Genomic DNA, 14,360 nt, shown 5'->3' on the forward strand with positions numbered 1-14,360 from the left:
GCGGCACATTCCGTGTGCCGGGGACGGACAACAAGTCCTGCTTGGCCACCCGGTTGAGTGGCGATGCTGATGGGTGCCCGAGGCCAGGTCATTGATCGTGGTCAACTTATTGCAGCACGGCGATCGGGCGATACCCGAAGCTCGCCGTGCAGCGGAGTGGCCTCGGCGTTTGCCATGCGACTCCTTATTTGCGCGGCATGCTACCCCATGTATTCCTCTCGCGTATCGGCGAGGCGGCGGCCATGCTGCCCTCGCACGGGCGCGAAGGTGGTGCCGTGCGATCGATCTGCCGCAGCCGGCGCACTCCCGCCGGGGCATGGCATTCACCGATGCGCTCTTCGAGGGCTGCGCCACGCGCATGACCATCCCGGCGAAACTGGATATCAGCAGAATGTCTGCTGCGCCATCGACTATCGTTCGCCCCATGCCTTCCCCGGAAACTCCTGCGATCTCCGCCGCCGGCCGCCCGACACTCGACGTCGCGGTCGTCATGCGCCGCGAGCGGCTGCACGGCCCGTCCAGCCATTGGCAACCCTGGCGTTGGACGCTCGACAGCGTGGTGCCCGACGAGCCCGGGTTCGGAACCGAGCCGCGCTTGCTGCACGACGACGAAGGCGAGCAACGCTGGCTGCATCCGGGCTTCCAGGTCGAGTTGTTCCGCGACGAGGCCGAGGGCTACCACCTCAACGCGACCACGCCGACGCCCTGCTGGTTCGTGCTCTGGCGAATGGACGAGGTGGCGACGCTCGGACCCGAGCCGATCCCGCGTCCGGTCGTCGTGACGCTCAGCTACTACGAGGCCGGGCGCTGGCTCGACGCGCAGGAGACTGTCGAACAAGTGCCGGCGCCTTCGGAGGTGATCGACTGGGTGCGCGTTTTCGTGGATGAGCACTACGTGATCGAACCGAAGCGCCGTCGTCGGCCCGAGAGTTTCCGGTCGCTGGTCGATCGCTTCGGCAACGCCGCGAGCGTGACCACCGAAAAGAAGCGCGGACGGGGAGCCGGGGATGTCTGAGGGTTTTCTCGGACGGTGGTCACGGCGCAAGCAAGAGGTGCGGGCGGCCGAGGCGGCCGTCGAGGCGAAGACCGTGCCCGAGCCGGTGCCTGCGCCGATGCAGGCGACCGAGCCCCCCCCTTTGCCGCAGGCTTTGCCCCCGCATGCCTCCCCTGCCTCCGAGAACGAACCGGAGAAGGCGCCGCCACTGACACTCGTGGATGTGGAGGGGCTGGGCGTCGAATCGGACTACAAGCCCTTCCTGGCCAAAGAGGTGGCACCCGAGGTCAAGAACGCGGCCTTCCGCAAGCTCTTCTCCGATCCGCACTTCAATGTGATGGACGGTCTCGACACCTACGTCGACGACTATTCCAAGCCCACCCCGATGCCCGACAGCGTGTTGCGCCAGATGGCGAGCGCCCGATTTCTGAAGCTCTTCGACGAGGAGCCCGAGAGCATTCCCCCTGAAACCCCCAAAGCCATGGGGACGCAGGACGTGGCACAGTCCACCGACCCTGGAGATCTTCCCAGCCCGCCGGTTGCCGATACGCAACCAGCCAGCCAAGAAAACGATGACCACCACGCTGATCTGCGACTGCAACCAGACGATGCCGCTCGAGCCGAAGACCCTCGGCGCGGCACTGGCTGAATCTCTTCCCCTGCATTCGGCGCTCTGCCGCCGCGAAGCTGCTTCCTTTCAGCGCGCCATCCAGTCCGGCGACGAAGTGGTGGTCGCCTGCACCCAGGAAAAGCGACTGTTCGGCGAGCTCGCCACGCAGACGCCCGCTGCGACTTCGCCGATCCGCTTCGTCAACATCCGCGAGACAGGAGGATGGAGCCGCGACGCGAAGCGCGCGATGCCGAAGATCGCAGCGCTCCTGGCCGCGGCCAGCCTGCCCGAGCCCGAACCCGTCTCGACCGTGAGCTACAACAGCCAGGGCCGGCTGCTGATCATCGGGCCCCTCGACGAGGCCGAGCGCGCTGCGGCGCTGGTCGGCGACACGCTCGACGTGACCCTCATGGCGCAGGGTCCGGGCGCACTCGGCGGCACACAGGAGCGCCGCTGGCCGGTGATCGCGGGTCGCATCGATTCGCTCGCAGGCTGGTTGGGCGCCTTCAAGCTCCGCTGGACGCGCGACAACGCGATCGACCTCGACCTGTGCACGCGCTGCAATGCGTGCATCGTCGCCTGCCCGGAACAGGCGATCGGCCTGGATTACCAGATCGACAACGCCCGCTGCACTTCGCACCGCGACTGCGAGCGCGCCTGCACCGTGGCCGGTGCGATCAATTTCGCGCGCGAGCCTCAAGTGCTCGACGCGGCGTTCGACCTGGTGCTCGATCTTGGCGCCTCGCCGCGTATCGATTGGCACGCGCCACCCCAGGGCTACTTCCACCTGCCGGGCGGCGTCGCGCATGCCGAGGGCCTCCAGACGCTGTTGCGCTTGCGCGAACTGGTCGGGGAGTTCGAAAAGCCCAAGTTCTTCGACTACAAGCAGAGCCTCTGCGCGCACAGCCGGAACGAGGTGGTCGGCTGCAATGCGTGCGTCGAGGTGTGCTCGGCCCATGCCGTGACCAGCGACAGGCAGCGCCAGCGCATCGTGGTCAATCCGAACCTGTGCGTTGGCTGCGGCGCGTGCACCACGGTCTGCCCCACAGGCGCGCTGGGCTACACCTACCCTCGCGCGCCCGATCAGGGGCTCAAGCTGCGCAAGCTGCTCACCACCTATGCCGCAGCGGGCGGCCGGGATGCCGCGCTCCTTCTGCACAGCCAGGAAGGCGGCCAGGCGCTGGTCGAGCAGCTCGGGCGGCAGGCGCAACTGGGCAAGGCGCAAGGCGTGCCGGCCCGGGTCATTCCAGTGGGCCTCTTTCACGCGGCGAGCACCGGCATCGATCTGTGGCTCAGTGCGATCGCCTTCGGTGCTTCGCAGGTGGCCGTGCTTTGCACCCGCGAGGAAGCGCCGCAGTACCTGGCAGCGCTCAGGAAGCAGATGGAGATCGCACAGGCGTTGTTGCTGGGACTGGGTTACACCGGAACGCACTTCCGCGTGATCGAGACCGATTCGACGGCGGTGCTGGACGCCGCGCTGGCCGATTTGCGCACGACCACACAACGGGTCCCTGCAACCCCGGCACGTTTCGCAATCGGCGCCGTCAAGCGCGACAGGCTCGAGATGGCGCTCGACCATTTGATGGATGTGGCGCCTGCCCTGCAGGCGCCTGCCGATGCGCCGCTGGCTTTCGAACTGCCGCGAGGCTCCCCCCTCGGTGCCATCGCGGTCGACAAGGAAAAATGCACGCTGTGCCTGGCCTGTGTCAGTGCCTGCCCGGCCGGCGCATTGCTGGACAGCCAGAGCGCGCCGCAGCTTCGCTTCATAGAGAAGAACTGCGTTCAATGCGGCCTGTGCGAGACCACCTGCCCCGAGGATGCCGTTTCGCTCGTGCCACGTCTGCTGGCCTCGCCCGAACGCAAGCAGCAGGTGCTTCTCAACGAGGCAAAGCCCTGGGCATGCATCCGCTGCAGCAAGCCCTTCGGCACGCAGAAAGCGATCGAGGCCATGCTCGGCAAGCTGGCCGGCCATGCGATGTTCCAGGGCGAAGCGCTGGAACGCCTCAAGATGTGCAGCGACTGCCGGGTCATCGACCTCTACAGTGCCTCCAACGAAGTGAAGATCGCCCCGCTATGAGCCAGCCTTTTCCTGCGTCCTCCGCACTCGACGAGGAGGTGGCCCGGGCCGAACTCTACGGCCTGCTTTCGCGCCTGTGGTACGCGGCACCCGATGCCGGGCTGCTGGAGGCTTTCCAGGTTGCGCCCACCGAGGCTCCGGCCACGGGCGCCTTTCTGGAGGAGCCGTGGCGCCAGCTGGTCGGCATCGCGCGCGACACCAGCGTGGCCGCCGCGCACGACGAATACGACGCGCTCTTCGGCGGCATCGGCAAGCCCGATATCTTTCTTTTCGGCTCGCACTACCTGAGCGGCTTCCTCAACGACAAGCCACTCGTGCAACTGCGCCAAGACCTCGACCGGCTGGGTCTTGCGCGCACGGAGACCACCTACGAAACCGAGGACCACATCGCCTGCCTGTTCGAGGTGATGCGCTACCTCATCGCCGGCGAAGACGTGGAGGTCGCCAACCTTACACAACAACAGGCTATCTTCTCCAAGCACATCCAGCCCTTGCTGCCCGCGTTGTGCGACGCCGTCGCCCAGCATCCCAAGGCCCGGTTCTATGCGGCGCTCGCGGTCTTCACGCGCGCATTCGGCGAGGTCGAGGCGCAGGCTTTCGACATGCTGGCCTGAGGAAAGGGGAAATCGGGTTGCCCATGAAGTGATGCTGGTCTAGTATCCAAAAGCACACATCGGTTTCACATCGTGTCGAGCCTAGCCACTCCTGGAGTCAAGATGCAGGACAGCCATAACGCCGGTCCCAAACCGGCCTCCCGTCGGGGATTCTTCCTCGGTGCCGCCACCGCTGGCGTCGCCGCAGCAGCCGTCACGGCGCTGCCTAAAGTTGTCGAGGCGCCCGTCGCCACCGCCGCTCCCTCCTTGCCGCCTGCGCCCGAAAACGGCGGCGGCTATTCCCTGAGCGAGCATGTCAAGCGCTACTACAAGACCGCTTCAGCCTGAGGAGTCCCCGTGCTTCTGACAAGAAAATCCCCGGGCAGCGCGAGTCAGCGCGACGCCGATCCGACCACGTCACCCTTCGTCCACAGCCTGCGGCGCGGCCTCGGGAACGCATTGCCCACCATGGACCGGCGCGCCTTTCTTCGGCGCTCCGGCCTCGGGGTCGGTGTGGGCCTCGCCGCCAGCCAGCTCACGTTGATCCAGAAGGCGCGGGCGGCTGACGGCAGGCCCGTCGCCATCGGCGCCGGCAAGATCGAGGTGAAGCGCACCGTGTGTTCGCACTGCTCGGTGGGCTGCGCCTCCGATGCGGTGGTCGAGAACGGCGTGTGGGTGCGGCAGGAACCGGTGTTCGACTCCCCCATCAACCTCGGCGCTCACTGCGCCAAGGGGGCCGCGCTGCGCGAACACGGCCACGGCGAATACCGCCTTCGCTATCCGATGAAGCTGGTCAACGGGAAGTACGAGCGAATCAGCTGGGATACCGCGCTCGACGAAATCACCGCCAGGCTCAAGGAGCTCACCAAGGCCAGCGGTCCCGATGCGATCTACTGGATCGGCTCGAGCAAGCACAGCAACGAGCAGGCCTACCTGCTGCGCAAGTTCGTGAGCTTCTTCGGCAGCAACAACTGCGACCACCAGGCGCGCATCTGCCACTCGACCACGGTCGCGGGCGTGGCGAACACGTGGGGCTACGGCGCCATGACCAATTCGTACAACGACATGCGCAATGCGAAGGTCGCGATGTACATCGGCTCGAACGCCGCCGAAGCGCACCCGGTGAGCATGCTGCACATGCTCCATGCGAAGGAAAACGGCTGCAAGATGATCGTGGTCGACCCGCGATTCACCCGCACGGCGGCCAAGGCCCACGAATACGTGCGCATCCGCTCGGGCTCGGACATCGCGTTTCTGTTCGGCCTGCTGCACCACATCTTCAAGAACGGCTGGGAAGACAAGCGCTACATCAACGACCGCGTCTACGGCATGGACGAAGTGCGCGCGGACGTGATGAGCAAGTGGACGCCCGACAAGGTCGAGGAGGCCTGCGGCGTCAGCGAAGCGCAGGTGCTGAAGGTCGCCACGATGCTCCACGAGAACCGCCCCGGCACCATCGTCTGGTGCATGGGCCAGACGCAGCACACCATCGGCAACGCCATCGTGCGGGCGTCCTGCATCCTGCAACTGGCGCTCGGCAACGTCGGCAAGTCGGGCGGCGGCACCAACATCTTCCGCGGCCACGACAACGTGCAAGGCGCCACCGACGTCGGCCCCAATCCCGATTCGCTGCCCGGCTATTACGGCCTGGTCGAGGGTTCGTGGAAGCACTTCGCCGCCACCTGGGGCGTGGACTTCGAATGGATCAAGGGCCGCTTCGCATCGCCCGCGATGATGAGCAAGCCCGGCATCACGGTGTCGCGCTGGATCGACGGCGTGCTCGAGAAGAACGAGCTGATCGACCAGGACTCGAACCTGCGCGGCGTCGTCTATTGGGGCCATGCGCCCAACTCGCAGACCCGTGGTCTCGAGATGAAGCGGGCCATGGACAAGCTGGACCTGCTGGTCGTGGTCGACCCCTACCCTTCGGCCACCGCCGCCATGGCAGCGATGCCGGGACGACCCGAGGACGCCAATGCGAACCGCGCGGTCTACCTGCTGCCGGCCTGCACGCAGTTTGAGACCAGCGGGTCGGTGACGGCGTCGAACCGGTCGATTCAATGGCGCGAGAAGGTCATCGAGCCGCTGTGGGAAAGCCGCAGCGACCACATGATCATGCAGCAGTTCGCCGACCGCCTGGGCTTCGGCAAGGAGCTCAGCAAGAACTACAAGATGCAGAAGGTCAAGGGCATGGACGAGCCCGTGCCCGACGACATCCTGCGCGAGATCAACAAGTCGTGCTGGGCCGTCGGCTACACGGGCCAGAGCCCGGAGCGGCTGCAGGCGCACATGCGCAACATGGCCGCCTTCGATGTGCGCACGCTCAAGGCCAAGGGCTCCGTGAAGGACAAGGTCAACGGCTACGACATGACGGGCGACTACTTCGGATTGCCCTGGCCCTGCTACGGCACGCCCGAGCTCAAGCACCCGGGCTCGCCCAACCTCTACGACACGTCCAAGCATGTGATGGACGGCGGCGGCAACTTCCGCGCGAACTTCGGTGTCGAGCGCAACGGCAAGAACCTGCTGGCCGAAGACGGCTCGCATTCGATGGGCGCCGACATCACCACCGGCTACCCCGAGCTCGACCACCTGCTGCTCAAGAAGCTCGGCTGGTGGGACGAGCTGACCGAGGCCGAGAAGCCCAAGGCCGAAGGCAAGAACTGGAAGACCGACAGCTCGGGCGGCATGATCCGCGTGTTCATGAAGAACCACGGCTGCCATCCGTTCGGCAATGCCAAGGCGCGGGCCGTGGTGTGGAACTTCCCGGACGGCATTCCGCAGCACCGCGAGCCCCTCTACGGCACCCGGCCCGACCTGGCCGCGAAGTATCCGACGCATGACGACAAGATGGCCTTCTGGCGCATGCCCACGCTCTACAAGAGCGTCCAGCAGAAGAACATCGCCGACAAGATCGCCGAGAAGTTCCCCTACATCATGACCTCGGGCCGCCTCGTGGAATACGAGGGCGGCGGCGAGGAAACGCGCTCCAACCCCTGGCTCGCCGAGCTGCAGCAGGAGATGTTCGTCGAGATCAATCCGAAGGTCGCGGCCGAGAAGAACATCCGCAACGGCGAGCGCGCCTGGGTGCACACCCCCACCGGCGCGAAGCTCAACGTGCAGGCCCTGGTGACCGAGCGCGTCGGACCCGACACGGTGTTCATGCCCTTCCACTTCTCGGGCCACTGGCAAGGCGCGGACATGCTTGCCTACTACCCCAAGGGCGCGGCGCCCATCGTGCGCGGCGAGGCGATCAACACCGGCACCACCTACGGCTACGACAGCGTCACCATGATGCAAGAGACCAAGACCACGGTCTGCAACATCGAGAAAGCATAAGGAAATCCCATGGCAAGAATGAAGTTCGTCTGCGATTCCGAACGCTGCATCGAGTGCAACGGCTGCGTCACGGCCTGCAAGAACGAGAACGAGGTGCCGTGGGGCGTGAACCGGCGCCGCGTGGTCACGCTCAATGACGGCCTGCCGGGCGAGAAGTCGATCTCGGTGGCCTGCATGCATTGCTCCGACGCACCCTGCATGGCGGTGTGCCCCGTGCAGTGCTTCTATCGCACCGACGAAGGCGTGGTGCTGCACGACAAGGACGTGTGCATCGGCTGCGGCTACTGCTCCTACGCCTGCCCCTTCGGCGCACCGCAGTTCCCGTCGCAGGGCACCTTCGGCGCGCGCGGCAAGATGGACAAGTGCACCTTCTGCGCCGGCGGCCCCGAAGCCAACGGCTCCGAAGCCGAGTTCGAGAAGTACGGCCGCAACCGCCTGGCCGAAGGCAAGCTGCCGGCCTGCGCCGAGATGTGCTCGACCAAGGCGCTGCTGGCCGGCGACGGCGATGTGGTGGCCGACATCTTCCGCACCCGCGTGCTGCACCGAGGCACGGGCGCCGAGGTCTGGGGCTGGGGCACGGCCTACGGTTCGCAGCAGGCCGGCACGCCGCCCACCGGAGACAAGAAGTGAGACGCGCGGCCCTGACCCTCTTCGCGCTCGCGTCGGGCGCCTTGCTGCTCGCGGCCTGCACCGAGAAGCCGCAGACGAACGCAGAGGGCGTCAAGCACGATGCGGTGCCCTGGAGCGGCACGGGCACGCAGGCCAACACCGGCACCGTCTTCACCGCGCCCGGCTGGAAGGTGGGCGACAAGACCGCCTGGGAGCAACAGATCAAGCTCCGCTCCAACGGCCAGAACGAATACACCAGAGAAAACTGAGCCGGAGGCCGCATGAGCGTCGTCACCATTCGCACCAGGCAAGCGTTCAGCGCGCTGTTGGCGACCGTGCTCCTGGGCTGCGGCGCAGTGGCGCTGGCGCAGGGCGCCAACCCTGCTGCAAGCGGTGCAGTCACCGCTGCACCCGCCGCGCCCCCCGCTCCCTCGGCGCCGCAAGCCAACGGCGGCATCCGCAGCCAGAACATCTTCGACGTCAAGCCCGAGGCCAGCGCCGACCCCAACTACCTCAACCAGACCAACGGCGAGCGCAACAAGGTCCAGCCCGGCAACAACGCGCCGATGTGGCGCCAGGTCAGCGGCGGCGTCACCGGCTACAGCAGCCTGCCCGTGAGCGAGGCGCCCGAGGCCGGCAACCTGATCCAGGGCTTCGTGCAGTACCCGGGCTCGCGCTTCACCAACGCGGGCGAGGCGTGGCGCCAGGTGCGCAACAACTGGATCATTCCGTACGGCGCGGCGCTGCTGTTCGTCACGCTGCTGGCGTTGGCGATCTTCTACTTCACGCGCGGCCCGATCCGCCTGCACGAGCCGGAGACCGGCCGCAAGATCGAGCGCTTCACGCCCTTCGAGCGCGCCACGCACTGGTCGAATGCGATTGCCTTCGTCACCCTCGCGATCTCGGGCATCGTGATGGCCTTCGGCAAGTTCTTCCTGATGCCGGTGCTCGGCAGTTCGCTGTTCGGCTACCTCGCGTACGTGCTCAAGACCGTGCACAACTTCGTCGGGCCGCTGTTCGTGGTGACCACGCTGTTCATGATCTTCACCTTCATCCGCAGCAACTGGCCGCGCAAGGAAGACCTCACCTGGCTGCGCAAAGGCGGCGGCCTGTTCGGCGGCACGGAGCCTGCGTCGCACCGCTTCAACGCCGGCGAGAAGGCGGTGTTCTGGGGCGGCGTGCTGTTTCTCGGCAGCATCGTCATCGGCTCCGGGCTGTTCCTCGACAAACTGCTGCCGGGCTTCGTCTACACGCGCGGCGAAATGCAGATCGCGCACATGGTGCATGCGGTGGCCACGCTGCTGATGATGGCCATGATCATGGGCCACATCTACATCGGCACGCTGGGCATGACCGGCGCCTACAAGGCGATGCGCGAAGGCTACGTCGACGAGGCCTGGGCGCGCGAGCATCACAAGCTCTGGTACGACGACATCGAGGCCGGCAAGATTCCGGCGCAACGTTCGTCGCCGCCCGCCGCATCGGAGCCTGCGCGGCCGGTGCCAGTGCAAGGAACCTCCGCATGAAGCACACGCTGACCCTTCTCTGCGCGCTGGCGCTCCCGCTGGCTGCACCTTCCGTCTTCGCCAAGCTGCCGGCTCCGTCGCCCGAAGCGCAAGCCAAGGCCGCCGACACCGCGGCCCGGACCGCGTGGAACGCCAAGATCGACGGCTACCTGCTCTGCAAGGCGCAAGACCAGGTCGCGGCCAAGTACCGCGCCAGCGCCCAGGCCGCAGGCAAGCCGGTGCCCGCGGCAACGGCCACGCCGCCCTGCGTCGATCCGGGCCCTTACGCCGCGGCGCCTCCGGCCGAGACCAAGCCCATCGAGGCATCGGGCGCACATTCGCCGGCCCCCACGGCGGCGTCGCCGCCCAGCACGAACCAGACCTCGGCCCAGACGAATCCCGCACCGAAGAAGTAGGCCGGCGGCAGGTGCCGTTGGCCGCCTCTGCCCCCCTCGGCGGATGACTGGCCAGGCGATTGGCGAAGCGCGACGCGCGTCGAGGCCAGCGACACCCAACTTTCTATACTGGCCCGATGCCCCCACCCGAACGACCCGTCTCGACCGATGTGCGTATGCGCGGCTTCAGCCAGCGCGCCGAGGTTCCCGCCGCCCTGGCGTGGATCGATGCCCATGCGGCGCTGCTGCCCGGCGAATCCGTGGCGGTCGACGAAGCCACGGGACGCGTGCTCCTGCATGAGGTGATCGCGCCCATCGCGGTGCCCGAGTTCGACCGCGCGGCCATGGACGGCTATGCGCTGCGCGGCGGCGAGACCACGGGTGCCGGCGAATACAACCCGCTGGAGTTCCCGGTCGTGGGCCATGCCTGGCCGGGCCGGCCCTTCGAAGGCAACGTGCCCCCGGGCGCCGCCGTCCGCATCATGACCGGCGCACCGGTGCCATCGGGGCTGGACGCGGTGGTGCCCGCCGAATACGCGAGCGAGCAGGACGGGCGGCTTGCCATCACGCGGGCCGTCGCGCCCGGCCAGCACGTAGGCCACGTCGGCGAAGACATCGCGCGCGGCAGCGCGGCCCTCGCCGCAGGCCGCCGGCTTCGCCCGCAGGACGCGGGACTGGCGGCCTCGCTCGGTCTCGCGCAACTGCAGGTCGTGCGCCAGCCTCGCGTGCGGCTGCTCGTCACCGGCAACGAGGTACGGCCGCCCGGCACTCCCAAGGGCCCCTTCGAGATCTACGACGCCAACTCCGTGACCTTGCGCGGCCTGGTCGCACGCGACGGCGGGCTGCTCGAATCTCACCAGCGCCTGGGCGACGATCCGCAGGTCATTGCAGAAGCGCTTGCGGCTCCGGGTGCCGACGTGGTGCTCGTCTCCGGCGGCTCCAGCGTGGGTGCCGAGGACCATGCGCCGCGCCTCCTGGCAGAACGGGGCGAGCTGGCCATCCATGGCATCGCGATGCGGCCTTCCAGCCCGGCCGGCATGGGCCGCATCGGCGACACGCTGGTCTTCCTGTTGCCGGGCAACCCTGTCTCCTGTCTTTGTGCCTACGACTTCTTCGCAGGCCGTGCGATCCGCCGGCTCGGCGGCCGGCCCGCCGACTGGCCCTACCCCCGCACGCGTGCGGCCGTCGCGCGCAAGATCGTCTCGCAAGTGGGGCGTGTCGACTATGTGCGCGTGAAGATCGGCCCGGAGGGCGTGGAGCCGCTCGCGCTCTCCGGTGCCTCCGTGCTGAGCTCGACCACGCGCGCCGACGGCTTCGTGGTCGTCCCTGCCGAAAGCGAAGGCTTCGGCGCGGGGACCGAAGTCACTGTCCATCTCTACGAATGCCCGTGAAAGCCCAATCCCAATTTCTCGATGTCGTCACGCGGGACGAGGCCGAGCGCCGTTTTCGCGAGCACCTGAACCTCGCGCCGCTGGGCCGCGAGAGCGTGCCGTTGCACGCGGCGCTGGGCCGCGTGCTCGCCGAAGACGTGGCCGCGCCGATCGACGTGCCCGGCTTCGACCGCTCCAACGTCGACGGCTTTGCCGTGCAGGCCGCCGACACCTGGGGCGCGATGGAAGAACAGGCGCGCTCGCTGGCCCTGATCGGCGAGACCCTGGCGCCCGGCATCGTGCCCCGGCGCGAAGTGGCGCACGGCCAGGCGACCGCGATCGCCACCGGCGGCATGCTGCCGCGCGGCGCCGATGCGGTGGTGATGGTGGAGCACACCGATGCCGACGATGGCCGGGTGCAGATCCGCCGCGCGGCCACCGAGGGCGAGAACGTCAGCTACGCCGGCACCGACATCGCACGCGGCGAAACCGTGCTGCGCGCCGGCCAGCCGCTGAGCTCGCGGGAGATCGGCGTGCTCGCGGCGCTGGGCCTGGCCGAGGTGGGTGTGTATCGCAAACCGCGCGTGGCCATCTTCTCCACCGGCAACGAAATCGTTGCGCCCGGTGCGCCGCTGCCCACGGGCGCGGTGTACGACTCCAACGCCGCCATCATCGGCGCCGCGGTCGAGGAACTGGGCGGCCTGCCGGTGCGCCTGGGCGTGATTCCGGACGACGAGGCCCTGCTGTCGGCCGCCCTCGCGCGAGGGCTGGAATGCGATGCCGTGGTCTTCTCCGGCGGCACGTCCAAGGGTGAAGGCGACCTCTCGTATCGCGTGGTCGCCGCGCTCGGCGACCCGGGCATCGTGGCGCACGGCGTGGCGCTCAAGCCCGGCAAGCCGGTGTGCCTGGCGGTCACGGGCGGCAAGCCGGTCGTGATCCTGCCGGGCTTTCCGACCTCGGCGGTCTTCACCTTTCATGAGTTCCTCGCGCCCGTGATCCGCGCCTTCGCAGGCCAGCCGCCCGAGCGGCGCGAGCACATCGCGGCCACGCTGCCCATGCGCGTGAACTCCGAGCGTGGCCGCACCGAGTATTTGCTGGTGGGCCTGGTGCCCACCGACCGGGGCGTGGCCGCCTACCCGATGGGCAAGGGCTCGGGCTCCGTCACCACGTTCAGCAGCGCGGATGGCTTCATCACCATCGGCCAGCACACCGAAATCGTCGATGCCGGCGCGCCGGTGCAGGTGCAGTTGCTGGGCCAGGGGCTGGACCCGGCCGACCTGATCTTCATCGGCAGCCATTGCGTCGGCCTCGATTGGCTGACCGGCGAGCTGATGCGCCAGGGCCTGCGCATCAAGGCCATGAACGTGGGCAGCACCGGCGGGCTCATGGCCGCCCGGCGGGGCGAATGCGATGTGGCGGGCATCCACCTGATGGACCCGGCGACCGGCGTCTACAACCTGCCGCTGCTCACACCGGCGCTCGAGCTGGTTCCGGGGTACGGCCGCATGCAGGGCATCGTCTACCGCCCGGGCGACAAGCGCTTCGACGGGCTCGATGCCGCCGCGGCCATCGCGGTCGCGACCACGCAGCCCGGCTGCACCATGGTCAACCGCAACGCCGGCAGCGGCACGCGCATCCTCATCGACCGCCTGCTCGGCAGCGCGAAGCCGCCCGGCTACGGTGTGCAGACCAAGTCGCACAACGCGGTGGCGGTGGCCGTGGCCCAGGAGCGCGCCGACTGGGGCATGGCCATCGACACCGTCGCGCGGCAGTACGGCCTCGGCTTCATTCCCGTGCAGGAAGAACGCTACGACTTCGTCGTACCCAAGGCGCGGCGGGACCGCGCGCCCGTGCAGGCCTTCGTTGCGCTGCTGCAATCGGCCGCGGCCCGCGAGGCGCTGCGCGGCCTGGGCTTTCGCGTTGACGACGCGCCCGGCGCAACTGCTGCGGCCTGACATCCGATGCATTTCCAACGCTTCCAACTCTTGAGGACCACCGCACGATGACCTCCCGCAGACGCTCCGCCCTCCTCGCCCTTGCCGGCGTTCTCGCCGGCGCGCTCTTCGCACCGCTCGCGCAGGCGCAGGCCAAGTTCATCGTGCTGGCGTCCACCACCTCGACGGAGCAGTCCGGCCTCTTCAAGCACCTGCTGCCACAGTTCACGCAGGCCTCGGGCATCGAGGTGCGCGTGGTGGCCGTGGGCACGGGCCAGGCGCTGGACATGGCGCGCCGCGGCGATGCCGATGCGCTGTTCGTGCACGACCAGCCGGCCGAAGAGAAGTTCGTCGCCGAAGGCTTCGGGCTCCCGCGCCACGCGGTCATGTACAACGATTTCGTGCTGATCGGACCGAAAGCCGACCCGGCCGGCGTGCGCGGCAACGACATCGCGGCGGCACTCAAGCGGCTGGGCGCAACGGGCAGCGGCTTCGTCTCGCGCGGCGACAAGAGCGGCACCCATTCGGCCGAGCTGCGGCAGTGGAAGCTGGCCGGCATCGACCTCGCCGCCGCCAAGCCTGCCGGCTACAAGGAGTGCGGCTGCGGCATGGGCCAGGCGCTCAACATCGCCGCCTCCACCAATGCCTATGTGCTCTCCGACCGCGGCACCTGGCTCAACTTCAAGAATCGCGGCGACCTGGGCATCGTGGTCGAAGGCGACAAGCAACTGTTCAACCAGTACGGCGTGATCGTCGTGAACCCGGCCAAACATCCGCACGTCAAGAAGGAACTGGCGCAGGCCTTCTCCGACTGGGTGGTGTCGCGCGATGGGCAAGCCGCCATCGCCTCGTACAAGATCGGCGGCGAGCAGCTCTTCTTCCCGAACGCGAACCAGTGAACGGCGGCAGTTTGGACGGAGAGGTTCCGGGTGCC

13 protein-coding genes are annotated in these 14,360 nt (G+C 67.9%); all 13 read left to right on the forward strand.

The features are described 5' to 3' along the window. The first annotated feature begins 424 nt into the window (after positions 1–424). The 13 genes from J2W23_RS01820 to J2W23_RS01880 all read left to right on the forward strand — a co-directional run bounded on the left by J2W23_RS01820 (position 425) and on the right by J2W23_RS01880 (position 14,325). Positions 425–1,015, forward strand: a complete 591-nt coding sequence (locus J2W23_RS01820) for a DUF3305 domain-containing protein (RefSeq protein ID WP_307648048.1) — start codon at positions 425–427, stop codon at positions 1,013–1,015. Then, positions 1,008–1,643 (forward strand): DUF3306 domain-containing protein, encoded by a 636-nt coding sequence (locus J2W23_RS01825; RefSeq protein WP_307647463.1) that lies wholly within the window; start codon positions 1,008–1,010, stop codon positions 1,641–1,643. The genes J2W23_RS01820 and J2W23_RS01825 overlap by 8 nt, the downstream gene beginning before the upstream one ends. Then, entirely contained in the window at positions 1,603–3,681 is a 2,079-nt protein-coding gene (locus J2W23_RS01830) for a 4Fe-4S dicluster domain-containing protein (RefSeq protein WP_307648049.1), read from the forward strand. Before J2W23_RS01825 ends, J2W23_RS01830 begins: the two co-directional genes overlap by 41 nt. Then, a complete protein-coding gene (locus tag J2W23_RS01835) occupies positions 3,678–4,295 on the forward strand; it encodes a TorD/DmsD family molecular chaperone (RefSeq protein WP_176658086.1) in 618 nt (205 codons plus the stop codon). The genes J2W23_RS01830 and J2W23_RS01835 overlap by 4 nt, the downstream gene beginning before the upstream one ends. A gap of 102 nt (positions 4,296–4,397) precedes the next feature. Continuing rightward, entirely contained in the window at positions 4,398–4,622 is a 225-nt protein-coding gene (locus tag J2W23_RS01840) for a formate dehydrogenase (RefSeq protein ID WP_176658087.1), read from the forward strand. A 9-nt stretch (positions 4,623–4,631) separates the two neighbouring features. Continuing rightward, complete coding sequence (locus tag J2W23_RS01845; protein ID WP_176658088.1) at positions 4,632–7,613, forward strand: formate dehydrogenase subunit alpha; 2,982 nt, start codon at positions 4,632–4,634, stop codon at positions 7,611–7,613. A gap of 9 nt (positions 7,614–7,622) precedes the next feature. Next, a complete protein-coding gene (gene fdh3B / locus J2W23_RS01850; RefSeq protein WP_176658089.1) occupies positions 7,623–8,243 on the forward strand; it encodes a formate dehydrogenase FDH3 subunit beta in 621 nt (206 codons plus the stop codon). After that, positions 8,240–8,491 carry a hypothetical protein gene (locus J2W23_RS01855; RefSeq protein ID WP_307647464.1) on the forward strand — a complete coding sequence of 84 codons (252 nt, stop codon included), beginning with the start codon at positions 8,240–8,242 and terminating at the stop codon, positions 8,489–8,491. Before fdh3B ends, J2W23_RS01855 begins: the two co-directional genes overlap by 4 nt. A 12-nt stretch (positions 8,492–8,503) precedes the next feature. Continuing rightward, the gene (locus J2W23_RS01860) at positions 8,504–9,748 is read left to right on the forward strand and encodes a formate dehydrogenase subunit gamma (RefSeq protein WP_307647465.1); all 1,245 of its coding nucleotides are present in this window, start codon (positions 8,504–8,506) and stop codon (positions 9,746–9,748) included. Further along, the gene (locus tag J2W23_RS01865) at positions 9,745–10,143 is read left to right on the forward strand and encodes a hypothetical protein (protein ID WP_307647466.1); all 399 of its coding nucleotides are present in this window, start codon (positions 9,745–9,747) and stop codon (positions 10,141–10,143) included. Before J2W23_RS01860 ends, J2W23_RS01865 begins: the two co-directional genes overlap by 4 nt. 116 nt (positions 10,144–10,259) lie before the next feature. Further along, entirely contained in the window at positions 10,260–11,513 is a 1,254-nt protein-coding gene (locus J2W23_RS01870; RefSeq protein ID WP_307647467.1) for a molybdopterin molybdotransferase MoeA, read from the forward strand. Next, positions 11,510–13,447: a molybdopterin biosynthesis protein gene (locus J2W23_RS01875; RefSeq protein WP_307647468.1), complete on the forward strand. Its 1,938-nt coding sequence runs from the start codon at positions 11,510–11,512 to the stop codon at positions 13,445–13,447. Before J2W23_RS01870 ends, J2W23_RS01875 begins: the two co-directional genes overlap by 4 nt. Positions 13,448–13,494: 47 nt before the next feature. Further along, positions 13,495–14,325 carry a substrate-binding domain-containing protein gene (locus J2W23_RS01880; RefSeq protein ID WP_176658094.1) on the forward strand — a complete coding sequence of 277 codons (831 nt, stop codon included), beginning with the start codon at positions 13,495–13,497 and terminating at the stop codon, positions 14,323–14,325. Positions 14,326–14,360: the final 35 nt, after the last annotated feature.

The sequence above is a fragment of the Variovorax boronicumulans genome (assembly GCF_030812215.1).
Classification (GTDB): domain Bacteria; phylum Pseudomonadota; class Gammaproteobacteria; order Burkholderiales; family Burkholderiaceae_C; genus Variovorax; species Variovorax boronicumulans_C.